The following is a 12,244-nucleotide window of genomic DNA, read 5'->3' on the forward strand; positions in this document are numbered from 1 at the left end:
CATGAACTGGCTGCTGGACCTCACTCCCGACGAATGGAATGCGGTCCGGCTGTCGATCAAGGTGGCGACGGTGGCGATGATCGCCAGCCTGCCGCCCGGCATATTGATCGCGCTGGTGCTGGCGCGCGGCCAGTTCTGGGGCAAGACCCTGCTCAACGGATTGGTGCACCTGCCACTGATCCTGCCGCCGGTGGTGACCGGCTATCTGCTGCTGCTGACCTTCGGCAGGCGCGGTCCGGCTGGCGCGTTCCTGGCCGAACATTTCGGCATTGTCTTTTCCTTTCGCTGGACGGGCGCAGCACTGGCCTGCGGCATCATGGGATTTCCCTTGATGGTGCGGGCGATCCGGCTGTCCGTCGAGGCGGTCGATCGCAAGATGGAAGCGGCGGCCGGAACGCTCGGCGCCAATCCGCTCTGGGTGTTTGCCACCATCACGTTGCCGCTGATCCTGCCCGGGCTGATCGCAGGCGCGATCCTGTCCTTCGCCAAGGCGATGGGCGAATTCGGCGCTACGATCACCTTCGTCTCCAACATCCCGAACGAGACTCAGACGCTGCCCTCAGCGATCTACACCTTCACGCAAGTGCCGGGCGGCGATGAAGGCGCGCTCCGGCTGACGCTGATTTCGATCGTCATCTCGATGGCCGCCCTTGTCGCCTCGGAGGTGCTGGCGCGGCGTATCGGCCGGCGGATGGACATCGAATGACGGTCCTGGTCGACATCAGCCACCGGCTTGGCGATTTCGCGGTCGACGCCAGCTTTGAGAGCGCCGGGCGGCTGACGGCACTGTTCGGGCCTTCGGGCTCGGGCAAGACGACGCTGATCAACCTGATCGCCGGGCTGATCCGCCCCGACAGGGGCCGGATCGCGATCGACGGGCGCAGGCTGGTCGATACCGATGCCGGTCTCTTCGTGCCCAAGCACAGACGCCGCATCGGCATGGTGTTCCAGGATGCGCGGCTCTTCCCGCATATGAGCGTCGCCGGCAATCTGCGCTATGGCCGCTGGTTCACGCCGGCAGCAGAACGCTATGCGGATTTCGATGCGGTCGTCGAGCTGCTCGGCATCGGCCATCTGCTCGACCGGCGGCCGGCAAAACTTTCCGGCGGCGAGAAGCAGCGCGTGGCGATCGGCCGGGCTTTGCTTGCCAGCCCGAAACTGCTGTTGATGGACGAGCCGCTGGCTTCACTGGATGAAGCCCGCAAGGCCGAGATCCTGCCCTATATCGAGCGGCTGCGCGACGAGACCAAAATCCCGATCGTCTATGTCAGCCATTCCGTCGCCGAGGTGGCGCGGCTGGCCAGCGACGTCGTGGTGCTGGCGCAAGGCAATGTCGTTGCCTCAGGAGCGACCGGAGCAATCATGCAGCGGCTCGACCTTTTGCCCGCCGAAGAGCGCGGCGAGGGCGGCGCGGTATTGGACACCAAGGTGCTGCGCCACGATGAGGCCTTCGGCATGAGCGTGCTTGGCTCGGCGGCGGGCGATATCCGCGTGCCGCGTCTGGCGGCACCGGTCGGGGCGCCGGTCCGCATCCGCATTCGTGCCCGCGACGTGATGATTGCCACCGAACCGCCGGTTGGCCTCAGTGCGCTCAACATACTGCCGGGAACGATTGTGGCCGTCAGGCCGGGGATGGGGCCCACGGTGGAAATCGCCATCGACTGCACTGGCGCAATCGTGCTGGCGCGCATCACCGAGCAGTCGAAACACACGCTGCGGCTCAGGCTTGGCGGCAAGGTCTTTGCCGTGATCAAGACGGTGAGCTTCGACAGCGCGACCACCGGTGCCGGGCTGCCGGTCGAGGCCGATGGATGACCAAAGGACAATACCGCTATGTTGCTTTGGAATAGCGATATGGCCACGGAAGGACTAGTCTGGACGTGACCGCGGAGAACAGGACATGCCGTCGCTGAGTTTGCGCATAAACCTCGATCCCGACGGGCGCGTCGGGCCTGGCAAGATCGAACTTCTGGAGCAGATCGCCGCCTTCGGCTCGATCTCGGCCGCGGCGCGCCGCATGGAGATGTCCTACAAGCATGCCTGGGACCTGGTCGAGGATATGAACCGGGTGTTCGGCAAGCCGCTGGTTGCGGCGCAGACCGGCGGCAGGAAGGGTGGCGGCGCCCAGCTGACCGCGGTCGGCCTGGCGGTCGTCAGCCGCTTCCGGGCGATAGAGCGGGCGGCGGCATCCGCGGCGGCTGCGCATATGGAGGCCCTGCAGGCCGAAATCGACGCGGGCTGAATGGCCTGCAGGGGCAGGTGAGGGGTGACCCGAAGGGCACCCCTCGTCCGACATCACTCCGAGAGCGTGAACGGAGCGGTGTATTTGTCGACATTGTCCTTGGTGATGAGAAGGCAGTCGAAAAGCTGCTTTTCGGTGGCGGCTCCGGTCTTGCCGGTCTTGATGAAGGAGTCTGCCTGCTGCACGGCCTTGGCCGAGTAGACGGCCACCGGCTGCAGCACCGTGTATTGCAGTTCGCCCGCCTTGATGGCGGCGACGGCGTCCGGCGAGCCGTCGAAGCCGCCGACCTTGATGCTCGACAGCTTTCCGGCTTCCTTCAGCGCGGCGATCGCGCCGAGCGCCATCTCGTCATTGCCGCTGGTCACGCCGATGATGTCGGGGTGGGCCTGCAGCAGGCTCTGCATCTTGTCATGGCCCTGGGTGCGGTCCCAGTTAGCGACTTCCGAGCCGACCTTCTTGAGATCTGGATACTGGCTGATCACCGTCTCGTAGCCGTTCGAGCGCGTGGCGGCGTTGTTGTCGGAAGGGGCGCCGAGCAGTTCGACATAGTTGCCCTTCTCGCCGATGTCCGTCACCCATTGCTGCCCGCCGAGTGCAGCACCCTGTGCATTGTTCGAGACGAGCTGTGCCTTGGCCAGACCCTCCTGGTTAATCTCGGCATTGACGAGGAAGACCGGGATGTTGGCGGCGATCGCCTTCTTCACCGCGCCGATCGAGCCGCTGGCGTCTGCGGGGTCGAGGATGATCGCCACTGATTTGTTGGTGATCGCGGTGTCGATCAGCTTGCTCTCGGTGTTGGTGTCCGCCTTCGAGGCGCCGACGGTCGCGGTGTAGCCAAGCTTCTCGGCTTCGGCCTTGGCGACGTTGCCTTCGGTGAGCCAGTAGGGGTTGGCGGGATCGATGACGATGATCGAGATGAGGCCTTCGGCCGAAGCTGCGGTTGTCGCGACGAGTGGAGCGGCCAGGGCGAAGGCCGAGAGCATCAGAATTCTTGCACTGCGATACATGGAGTTCCTCCTTTGGTTGGCAATCGTGCCGGTCAACCGGCAGTCTTCTCGAGAGCGGGATCGGCCGTTTGGGCCTTGTCCTTTTGTGGAGAAGTCGGGGGGCTGCCGGCCGAGCTCGGGAGCTTGACGCGGCGGCGATACTGGATGGCGTTGAGCAGCACCGCCAACACGATGACCGCGCCGGTGAACACTGTCTGCCAGTAGGCGGAGACGCCGATGATGACGAGGCCGTCGGACAGGAAGCCGATGACGAAGGCGCCGACCAGCGTGCCGCGGATATTGCCGCGGCCGCCGGTGAGCGCGGCGCCGCCGATGACGACGGCGGCAATGGCGGTGAGCTCGTATGAGGTGCCCGCGGTCGGTCCGGCCGAGGTCAGTTCGGAAGAAAGGATGAGGCCCGCCACCGAGGCGCAGATGCCGGAGAGCATGTAGACCGAGACCTGCACTCGCTTGACCGGCACGCCGGAGAGTTCGGCGGCGCGCTCATTGCCGCCGGAGGCATAGAGCCAGCGGCCGAAAGCGGTGCGGTTGAGGATGATGCTGCCGATGAGGGCGATGACCGCCATGACAAGCACGCCGACGGGGATGTCGAGCAGGCGGTTGAAGCCCAGCCACTCGAAGCCCGTGTTGCCGAGTTCCGGCTTGCCGCCGAGATCGTTGTAGGTCAGGCCGTTGGTCATCAGCAGTGCCGCGCCGCGCACCACATAAAGCATGCCGAGCGTGGCGACGAAGGCCGGAACCTTCAGCCAGGCGATGAGCACGCCGTTGACCAGGCCGACCAGCGCGCCGAGCACGCAGACCAGCACCGCGACGACCCAGACCGGCGGGTAGAGGATGACACCGAGCGCGGTCAGCTGCACGCCCTGCATGAGGAAGCCGGCGATCACGCCGGAGAAGCCGAGCGTCGAGCCGACCGACAGGTCGATGCCGCCATTGAGGATGACCAGCAGCATGCCGACCGCCAGGATGCCGAAGATGGCGACATGCGAGGCCATGGTCAGGAAATTGGCGACCGAGAAGTAGTAGGGAGACAGCAGCGAGAAGACGATGATGATGGCGATCAGCGCGAAGAAGGCGCGGCCCTCCAGCAGCAGCTTGGCCAGGCTGAAACCGCCGCCCGATGCCGTCGGACGGGAGCGGCTGCGATCGGGGCTAGCGTCGGTCACGGTGATGGCTCCTGTGTTCTTCATGGTCGGAGACAACGGCCTCGCCGGAAGCGGCCATGATCTCCTCCTTCGTGGCATCAGCGCCGAATTCGGCCGAGATCCTGCCGCGACGCATGACGATGATGCGGTGCGCGATGCTCAGGCACTCGGTGACTTCCGAGGTCGAGAACACGACGGCGAGACCACGTGCCGCGCGCTCGCTGAGCAGCCGGAACACTTCCGCCTTGGCACCGATGTCGATGCCGCGGCTGGGTTCGTCCAGCAGCATGACCTTTGGGCTGGTGGTCAGCATCTTGCCGATGACGACCTTCTGCTGGTTGCCGCCGGACAGCGATCCGATCGGCGCACCGCCGCCCGCGGTCTTGACGCGGACGTCGCGGATGGACCCATCGACCAGCGAGCGCTCCTGCGACCGGGACAAGAACATCCCCTTGACGAAGGCGCCGATGCTGGCGAGCGACAGGTTCGCACCGACCGACATCGTCTGGACAAGCCCGTCGCGCTGGCGGTCCTCGGGCACCAGCACAAGGCCCCTTGCGATGCGCTCGGCAATGCTGAGGCGGGAAATGTCATTACCTTCAAGCAGGATGCGTCCGCCGGCGGCAGACAGGCGCCCGGCAATGCATTCGAGCAATTCCGTGCGTCCGGCGCCCATCAACCCGTAGATGCAGACGATCTCGCCGCTACGGACATCGAGCGACAGCCTGTCGACGACCAGGCGTTCCGAACTCGAAACATCGGCGACGCTGACTTCGTCGACCGAAAGGGCAATTTCGCCGAAGGCATGGTCGGTGGGTGGCGTGCCGAGATCGAAATTCTCGCCCACCATGTTGCGGACGATCCATTCGAGATTGATGTGCCTGGCATTGGCGGTCGCGGTGATCGCGCCGTCCCTCAGCACCACGGCGTAGTCGGTGATTTGCAGCGCCTCCTCGAGATGGTGCGAGATGTAGACGATCGAGACGCCACGGGCCGTCAGGTCGCGGATCACCTTGAACAGCACCTCCACCTCGGTCGCGCTCAGCGCCGAGGTCGGCTCGTCCATGATCAGGATGCGGGAGTCGACCGAGAGCGCGCGGGCGATCTCGACGATCTGTTGCTGCCCCAGGCGCAGGTCCTGCACCAGCGTCAGCGGATCGATGTCTTCCTCGAGGTCTGCCATCAGCAGTCGTGTCTGACGGGCCTCCTCGGCGAAATCGACGCCGGTCGCGCCGGGTATTTCCCGGCCCATGAAGATGTTGTCGCGCACGCTCAGATTGGGGGCGAGGCTGAGCTCCTGATGGATGATCGAGATGCCGCGGTCGCGGGCATCGGAAGACGAGGAGAAGGTGACGGACTGGCCGTCGAGTTCGATGCTTCCCGATGTCGGCGTGGTCACACCGGACAGGATCTTCATCAATGTCGATTTGCCGGCGCCGTTTTCGCCGAACAGCGTCGTCACCTTGCCGCGGTGGATGTCGAAATTGACCCCTTTCAGCGCATGCGTGCCGCCATAGGTCTTGACGATGTTGCGGGCCGCAAGCACGGTGTCGCCGGCCGCTGGCTCGAATTCGGGCGCCGCATTCATTGGACGCTCAGCTTCACGGGCGTGACCAGCCAGCCCTTGGGATTGATCAGCTTGAAGACGCCGACGACCGAGATGGTCTTGCCGGTGAGCTTGGTGTTGTCGATGACCGACAGCACCTGCTTCTTCATCTCGTTGTTCAGGGCCGAGCCCGCGTTCTGATACTCGATCTGGTTGATGAACTGGCCGAATGTGATGGCGCCGGTGGCGTCGCGCAGGTCGGTGCCGTTGATCGCCGGGCCGGTCTGGACCCGAACGACCAGGGTGTCGGGCACGTCGGCGACCTTGACGGTGTAGATGCCGGATTTTCCCTCGCCGACAACGCCTGAGAATTTGACCGAGAATTCAGTGCCGACATTGGCAGGCACGCCATATTGCTTCTCCGCCGCCGCCTTGTCCTTGGCGATGGCCGAAGCAAGAGTGGGGGCATCCACGGCGCGCTGCTCGACGGCGGCTTGGACGTTCGGGAATTCAGCCTTGCCGAACGCCTCCGGGGAAAAGGCGGCCTTACGCGTGTCTTCGTCCGAGCCGATCGTGACCACCTTGGTGTCGAGGATCATCGCGGCGAGCACGACCGCTACGCTGGCCGCAAGGACAATCCAGCGTACAGCCGGGGCCGGTCGGCGGTTCGTCGTTGGGGTGGCAGGCTGCAAACTCATGATGTGACGACCCGTGTTGTCGCGGCGATCAGGGATGGCATTTCGTTACGATGGCGCGAGGCGCCGCTGTGCGGGCAGCCCGCTTGCACATCGAAAACCTCCCACGCTGCGCTCCCAAGACGCAATCGACCATACCGTGATGTTAAATTACCGTCAATGACTGTGATACTTTCCCCATATTGTAACATGTGCGTGAGCAATCTTTGATTGTGATCTAGATTATCATATTGTTTTTGTTTTCTTTTTATAGACGGGCGCAATATCTCACCAATGCTGTGATGCTGCGAGCTTTGTGGTCGTGATGAGGCCATATCGTCCTCAGGCCTGTTTGGCGCGGTCGCCCACGCCTCGCGCGTGGCGGTCGGGTTGCAGTCGCATCAAATTGCTGCCGCTGAGCTGAGCGACGACGGCGTCAATCTCCTCATCCATGCGCTGCGGACTCCAGCCGAGCGCCTGGCCTGCAACCGAGGCGATCTGCTGCAGGTCGCTCGTCGTCAGGGAACCGCTGATTGCCAGGGTCGTGCGCCGCATGACGATGTCGGCGAGATGTTCGACGAATTCGTTGCGGATGATGTAGTCGATCTCGAACAGGCTGTAGTCGTTCGAATCCGGCAAGCGGTCTTCATTGCCGGATGCGCTCCGGTGGCGCGCAATCAGCGAGGCGCTGGCTCCGTAGCGCGACAGCAACTGGTCGAGGCGAGCCACGTCGATGCCGCTGGCCGATGCGGCATCGGCCAGCCAGGTTGCGCGCGCGGCTGCGTCCATCGGAAAACCCTTGCCGCCACCGATCGGCATCGATTGCGTGCTCGCCTTGCGCTTGCTGCCGAGCCGATCGAGCACGGTGTCGGCGACTTCCTCGGCGAAACCGCGAAACGTCGTCCATTTGCCGCCGATCAGCGAGATGATCGGGAAGGGCCGTGAGGGATCCGGCTCGGCGACAGGCGCCGAATGATCCCGGCTGATCAGGCCGGGGACCGAGGCGTCGGATGAGGGCAGGGGCCTGATGCCGCTATAGGCATAGACGATCTGGTCGCGTCCGAAGCTCATGCCCGGCAGGAGCGTGCGCACGCTTTCGAGCAGATAGTCGATTTCCTCGGGCTCGCAGCGGACGGTGTCGGGATTGTCGGCCGGAAGGTCCGTCGAACCGACAAGCGCCTTGCCGAGATAGTCGTAGACGAGACAGATACGGCCGTCGTCGGCCTCGAAATAGAGCATGCGCCCAGCCAGGTTTTGCACCAGCGCATCGTGCTTCAGGAGGATGTGCGAGCCCTTGGTTCCACCGATCATTTTCGACGGTGCGCCAAGTGAATCGTTGACGTGATCGATCCATGGCCCGGCGGCATTGACGACCAGCTTCGGCCGCAGCGAGAAGGCGCCGCCATTGTCCCGCTTGAACGTTAGCACCCCGTTCGACGCCGAGATCAGCGACGTGTAGTTGGCTGCGCTGGAGCCGGCATTGGCCTCAAGCCCGTCGGCGATCAGTTCGACCACCAGCCGTTCGGGATGGCTGATCTTGGCGTCGTAATAGGTGCCGGTGGCGACGATCGATCCGGTCAGCGCCGGCATGTCGCGCAGCGCCTTGCTTCGCCCGACCAGCCGGTGGCGCGGCATCACCCGGTGCCGCGAGCCGTAGAAATCGTAGATCATGAGGCCGATCTTGATGAGGATGGCGCCACGGCTGCGCGGCGCGCTGGTCGAGCCGAGCAGCGTGCGCAGCGCCGCCCACATGCCCTTGCCCCAGGAAAAGATCGGGATGACCGTCGGCAGCGGGCTGACATAGTGCGGCGCGTTCTTCAAGAGCAGATTGCGCTCCAGCGTCGACTGCGCCACCAACCCGAACTCGCCGGTCTCCAGATATTTCAGCCCGCCATGGATCAGGCGCGAGGGCGCGGCGCTGGTGCCCGAGCCAAAATCCGCCTTGTCGACGATAAAGCAATTTATCCCTTGCGCGCAGAGGTCGCGAAACAGGCCGGCCCCGTTGATGCCGGCACCGAGAATGACGACCTCGATATCGCCGGCTTTGCCGGCCAGAGCGTCCTCCCGGGTTTCGTCGGGCTTCATGGCGTCTTTGTCTTGACGATGCGCAGCCTGACGCCCGCCTGCTCAAGCTGTTGCGCATGCTTGTCGCTGATACCGTCGGTCACCAGGACCGCCTCGAAGCTGGTCAGCTCGTCGAGCACATGCAAGGCGACCTTGTCGAACTTGGAATGGTCGACAAGCAGCACGCGCTTGATCGCAGCGGCCATCATCGCCTGCTTGACCCGCACGACATGCTGATCCTGGATGAAGGCCGTGGTGCCGCTGATCGCCGACGCCGAACAGATCAAAAGGTTGGCGCGCAGCCGCGAGATCGCATTCTCGCAAACGATGCCGATATAGGCGTTGTAGGTGCGATGGTACTGGCCGCCGAGGCAGATGAAGTCGATGTCGTCGACATTGGTCAGGAGGGCCGCGGTCGAGACGCTGTTGGTGATGACGGTCAGCGGCTTGACCTCGAGCAGCAGCGGCGCGACGGCATTGGCCGTGGTGGAATCGTCCAGGATCACAGCCTGCCCGGGCTCGACATAGTCCATCGCGGCGCGGGCCAGCGCGTCCTTTTCGGCCCTGCCCACCGTCACGCGGTAACGGAAGGCGCTTTCATAGAGACCCGACGGTTGCACGGTGACGGCGCCATGTAGCTTTCTGAGCACGCCCTGATGCGCCAGCTGGTCGATGTGGCGGTGGATCGTCATGCGCGACACGCCGAAATGCTCGACCAGATCGTCGATGCGCACTTGGCCGAGCTTGATAACGTATTCGGCGATCTCTTCGCGCCGTTCATCGGCCTTGATCATTCCGTGCCCCCATGCTTTGCCCCGCAAGGCTTTCAATCTCCGCCCATTTCGGCCTGAGCTGCTCAGCGATGCGGCCATAAAGAGAATACCGCTCGTCGAAAACGGCGCTGCGCCCCGGGTCCGGCAGATACTGCCGGCTCACCGTGCAGGTCGCGTGCGCGCCCTCCTGCGGCGAGGCGAACAGGCCGACCGCCGCACCGGCGCAAAGTGCGGCGCCGAAGGCCGCCGCCTCATCGGTCGAGGTCACGCTGACCGGAACCTTGAGCACATCGGCGAACATCTGCGCGAGGGCCGGATTGCGCGAGCCGCCGCCGGTCAGCCGTACCTCGCGAACGGCAAAGCCGTCGCGCAAGGCTTCGACATGGGTGCGGTGGTTGAAGACGATGCCTTCCAGCACCGCCTTCAGCATGTCGCCGCGGTCGTGCCAGCCGCGCAGGCCAACGAAGCTGGCGCTGGCGGAATTGCCGTAGGGCGAGCCGAACAGATAGGGGTGGAAGAGCAGGGTCGACGGCTTGTTCAGCGCAGCATCGATTTCCGCCGCCAGCCTTTCGTGGATCGAGCCGCCGGTCCGTTTGGCTTCCTCCTGCTCGGCGCGGCAGAGCGTGTCGAGGAACCAGTCGTAGTTGGCCGTCGAGGCCGGCGAGATCGACATGTTGTTCCAGCGCCCGGGATCGATGGCGTTGCGGCAGAACCAGCGGGCGTCGACGCGCGGTTCGCTGGAAACCACCTCGTTGATCGAATAGGTGCCGGCGACGATGCTGACCACGCCGTCCTCATGGCCGCCAATGCCGAGCGCCGAGGCCGTGACGTCATGCAGGCCGCAGGCGACCGGCGTGCCTTCGGCTAGCCCGGTCAGTGCTGACGCCTCGGCGGTGACGTAGCCGGCGATGTCGGCCGGATGCAGGGCCGGCGGCAAGGCCGCGAACAGCTCGTCCAGGCCGAAGACGCGCATCGCCTCGGGCGCGTAGCCTTGCGTGCGCACATCAGTGAAGGAGGTGCTCGCCTCGGTGAGGTCGGTGGCAATAGTGCCGGTCAGGCAGAAGCGCAGCCAGTCCTTGCAGCCGACGATATGGCCGATGCGGTCGAAACGCTCCGGCGCGTGCTTTTTCAGCCAGGCGAGCAGCGCCGAGGGGGCGGAGGCATGCGGGACCTGGCCCGTGAGGGTAAGCGCCTCGGAGAAAACCGGGCCTTTTGCCCAGTCATCGACGATTTCGCCGGCGCGGCTGTCGAGCGACAATATGCCGGGGCCGAGCGGTCGGCGCTCCTTGTCGAGCAGATAGAGGCCGTCGCCATGCGCAGTTGCCGCCACCGCCTTGATGTCGCGCGCCGGCCTGCCGCTGAGTGCGATCGCTTCGCCGACCGCTTCAGCGGTCGCTTGCCAGAGGCCCGCCATGTCGCGCTCGACCCAGCGCGGCTGCGGCATCGACTGCGGCACCCGGCGCCGCGCCACCGACAGTTGCGAACCGTCGGTGTCGAAGACCACCGCCTTGGTCACCGTCAGGCCGTTGTCGATCCCAAGCAGGCTGGCCATGATTTTCTCGGTCAGCGCCTGCCGGCACGCATTGCGAATTGGTGCCGAACGATGGTGGCGCTGAACATCATGGCAATTATCCTCGCCTGGATTCGCGGCTGCGATCGCGACCGCCGGATAGACAGCGGCGGGATTCGAAGCAGCACAACTGACCATACAATTCTGTGAATTTAACGTCAATATGTGTGATATCTGCCGGAAGGCTGCACTCCGCGAGGCAAGGATATGATTATCAAACTGGTATAAAACGCTGTTTTTTCTAGCTCTTGCGCGTTGCCGGCCCATCTCGCCGATCATGTTACCCCGCGCGAGACCACGAACTGTGCAAGGGAGGCTCCTCGCTAGTTGTCCTCCGGCTCGCCGGGTTTGCGCAGCAAATAGGTGTCCATGATCCAGCCCTTTTCCATTCGGGCCTTTTCCCGGACTTCGGCGATTTCCTTGCCGACATCGCCGAGGCGGCCGGACATGACGATCTCGTCGGGCGTGCCGAGATAGGCACCCCAATGGATGAGCAGGTCCTCGTCATCAAGCGTGTTGAAGGCGCATTTGCCGTCGAGCATGACCACGGTGCTGCCGGCGTTCTCCGGCATGCCTTCCTGCGTCAGGCGGCGGCCGGTGGTGATCAGGACGGGGTCGCCAATGCGGTTCAGCGCCATTTTGTGGCTGGCGGCCAGCGCCTGCACGGCGGTGATGCCGGGAATGACCTCGAGTGCGAATTCGACATTGCCCCGCAAACGCACACGTTCGAGGATGCGCAGCGCGCTGTCATAGAGCGAAGGGTCGCCCCAGATCAGGAAGGCGCCGCAGCCGTCTTCGGCAAGCTCGTCGCGAATCAGGCCCTCGTAGATCGCGGCGATGGCTTCGTGCCAGTCGTCGACGGTGGCCCGGTAGGAGGGCGACGGCTCGGCCCGCACCGGCACCTCGAACTCGACCCGGCGCGAGTTGGGGTTGGTGACGAAGCGGTCGCATATCTGGCGGCGCAGTTCGGCGAGATCGTTTTTCTTTGCGCCCTTGTCGGGAATGAACAGTACGTCGGCGCGGTTCAGGCCGTTGATGGCCTGGACCGTCATATGCTCCGGATTGCCGGCGCCGATGCCGATGACGAGAAGCTTGCGCATGGCGAAGTCCTGCCCGATCGGGACGCCGGTGTCCAGACTGCGTGGGACAAGCGTCCGCGGCTGCGCGAATGGCTTTGAAACGCCACATTGAAACGGCTAGATGTGATGCGCATCCGGGGTCAT

Annotated in this window: 11 protein-coding genes; 3 read left to right on the forward strand and 8 right to left on the reverse strand. The window is 64.3% G+C overall.

The window, feature by feature from the left end; genetic code table 11:
* The first annotated feature begins 1 nt into the window (after position 1).
* From modB to ACFX5Q_RS04025, 3 genes are all read left to right on the forward strand, one after another.
* Positions 2-706 (forward strand): molybdate ABC transporter permease subunit, encoded by a 705-nt coding sequence (modB, locus tag ACFX5Q_RS04015; RefSeq protein ID WP_404275554.1) that lies wholly within the window; start codon positions 2-4, stop codon positions 704-706.
* Positions 703-1,815 (forward strand): molybdenum ABC transporter ATP-binding protein, encoded by a 1,113-nt coding sequence (gene modC / locus ACFX5Q_RS04020; RefSeq protein ID WP_404275556.1) that lies wholly within the window; start codon positions 703-705, stop codon positions 1,813-1,815. The genes modB and modC overlap by 4 nt, the downstream gene beginning before the upstream one ends.
* An 85-nt stretch (positions 1,816-1,900) precedes the next feature.
* Positions 1,901-2,242 carry a winged helix-turn-helix domain-containing protein gene (locus ACFX5Q_RS04025; protein ID WP_404275558.1) on the forward strand — a complete coding sequence of 114 codons (342 nt, stop codon included), beginning with the start codon at positions 1,901-1,903 and terminating at the stop codon, positions 2,240-2,242.
* A 53-nt stretch (positions 2,243-2,295) separates the two neighbouring features.
* Here the strand turns inward: ACFX5Q_RS04025 and ACFX5Q_RS04030 are convergent, their stop codons facing one another.
* The 8 genes from ACFX5Q_RS04030 to cobF form a co-directional block, all read right to left on the reverse strand.
* The gene (locus ACFX5Q_RS04030) at positions 2,296-3,249 is read right to left on the reverse strand and encodes a D-ribose ABC transporter substrate-binding protein (RefSeq protein WP_404275560.1); all 954 of its coding nucleotides are present in this window, start codon (positions 3,247-3,249) and stop codon (positions 2,296-2,298) included.
* A gap of 32 nt (positions 3,250-3,281) precedes the next feature.
* Positions 3,282-4,439: an ABC transporter permease gene (locus ACFX5Q_RS04035; protein WP_404275561.1), complete on the reverse strand. Its 1,158-nt coding sequence runs from the start codon at positions 4,437-4,439 to the stop codon at positions 3,282-3,284.
* A complete protein-coding gene (locus ACFX5Q_RS04040; RefSeq protein WP_404275562.1) occupies positions 4,402-5,982 on the reverse strand; it encodes a sugar ABC transporter ATP-binding protein in 1,581 nt (526 codons plus the stop codon). Before ACFX5Q_RS04040 ends, ACFX5Q_RS04035 begins: the two co-directional genes overlap by 38 nt.
* Positions 5,979-6,638 (reverse strand): DUF2291 family protein, encoded by a 660-nt coding sequence (locus tag ACFX5Q_RS04045; RefSeq protein ID WP_404275564.1) that lies wholly within the window; start codon positions 6,636-6,638, stop codon positions 5,979-5,981. Before ACFX5Q_RS04045 ends, ACFX5Q_RS04040 begins: the two co-directional genes overlap by 4 nt.
* Positions 6,639-6,956: 318 nt before the next feature.
* Complete coding sequence (locus ACFX5Q_RS04050) at positions 6,957-8,699, reverse strand: glycerol-3-phosphate dehydrogenase/oxidase (protein ID WP_404275566.1); 1,743 nt, start codon at positions 8,697-8,699, stop codon at positions 6,957-6,959.
* A complete protein-coding gene (locus ACFX5Q_RS04055) occupies positions 8,696-9,472 on the reverse strand; it encodes a DeoR/GlpR family DNA-binding transcription regulator (protein WP_006204930.1) in 777 nt (258 codons plus the stop codon). The genes ACFX5Q_RS04050 and ACFX5Q_RS04055 overlap by 4 nt, the downstream gene beginning before the upstream one ends.
* Entirely contained in the window at positions 9,456-11,003 is a 1,548-nt protein-coding gene (locus ACFX5Q_RS04060) for an FGGY-family carbohydrate kinase (RefSeq protein ID WP_404275568.1), read from the reverse strand. Before ACFX5Q_RS04060 ends, ACFX5Q_RS04055 begins: the two co-directional genes overlap by 17 nt.
* Before the next feature lie 341 nt (positions 11,004-11,344).
* The gene (cobF, locus tag ACFX5Q_RS04065) at positions 11,345-12,121 is read right to left on the reverse strand and encodes a precorrin-6A synthase (deacetylating) (RefSeq protein ID WP_404275570.1); all 777 of its coding nucleotides are present in this window, start codon (positions 12,119-12,121) and stop codon (positions 11,345-11,347) included.
* Between the last annotated feature and the right edge of the window lie 123 nt (positions 12,122-12,244).

This window comes from Mesorhizobium sp. IMUNJ 23033 (assembly GCF_044778005.1).
Taxonomy (GTDB): Bacteria; Pseudomonadota; Alphaproteobacteria; order Rhizobiales; family Rhizobiaceae; genus Mesorhizobium; species Mesorhizobium amorphae_A.

Coding starts and splice junctions, on each gene's coding strand:
- modB (WP_404275554.1), top strand. CDS start 2: ATGAACTGGCTGCTGGACCTCACTCCCGACGAATGGAATGCGGTCCGG.
- modC (WP_404275556.1), top strand. CDS start 703: ATGACGGTCCTGGTCGACATCAGCCACCGGCTTGGCGATTTCGCGGTC.
- ACFX5Q_RS04025 (WP_404275558.1), top strand. CDS start 1,901: ATGCCGTCGCTGAGTTTGCGCATAAACCTCGATCCCGACGGGCGCGTC.
- ACFX5Q_RS04030 (WP_404275560.1), bottom strand. CDS start 3,249: ATGTATCGCAGTGCAAGAATTCTGATGCTCTCGGCCTTCGCCCTGGCC.
- ACFX5Q_RS04035 (WP_404275561.1), bottom strand. CDS start 4,439: ATGAAGAACACAGGAGCCATCACCGTGACCGACGCTAGCCCCGATCGC.
- ACFX5Q_RS04040 (WP_404275562.1), bottom strand. CDS start 5,982: ATGAATGCGGCGCCCGAATTCGAGCCAGCGGCCGGCGACACCGTGCTT.
- ACFX5Q_RS04045 (WP_404275564.1), bottom strand. CDS start 6,638: ATGAGTTTGCAGCCTGCCACCCCAACGACGAACCGCCGACCGGCCCCG.
- ACFX5Q_RS04050 (WP_404275566.1), bottom strand. CDS start 8,699: ATGAAGCCCGACGAAACCCGGGAGGACGCTCTGGCCGGCAAAGCCGGC.
- ACFX5Q_RS04055 (WP_006204930.1), bottom strand. CDS start 9,472: ATGATCAAGGCCGATGAACGGCGCGAAGAGATCGCCGAATACGTTATC.
- ACFX5Q_RS04060 (WP_404275568.1), bottom strand. CDS start 11,003: ATGGCCAGCCTGCTTGGGATCGACAACGGCCTGACGGTGACCAAGGCG.
- cobF (WP_404275570.1), bottom strand. CDS start 12,121: ATGCGCAAGCTTCTCGTCATCGGCATCGGCGCCGGCAATCCGGAGCAT.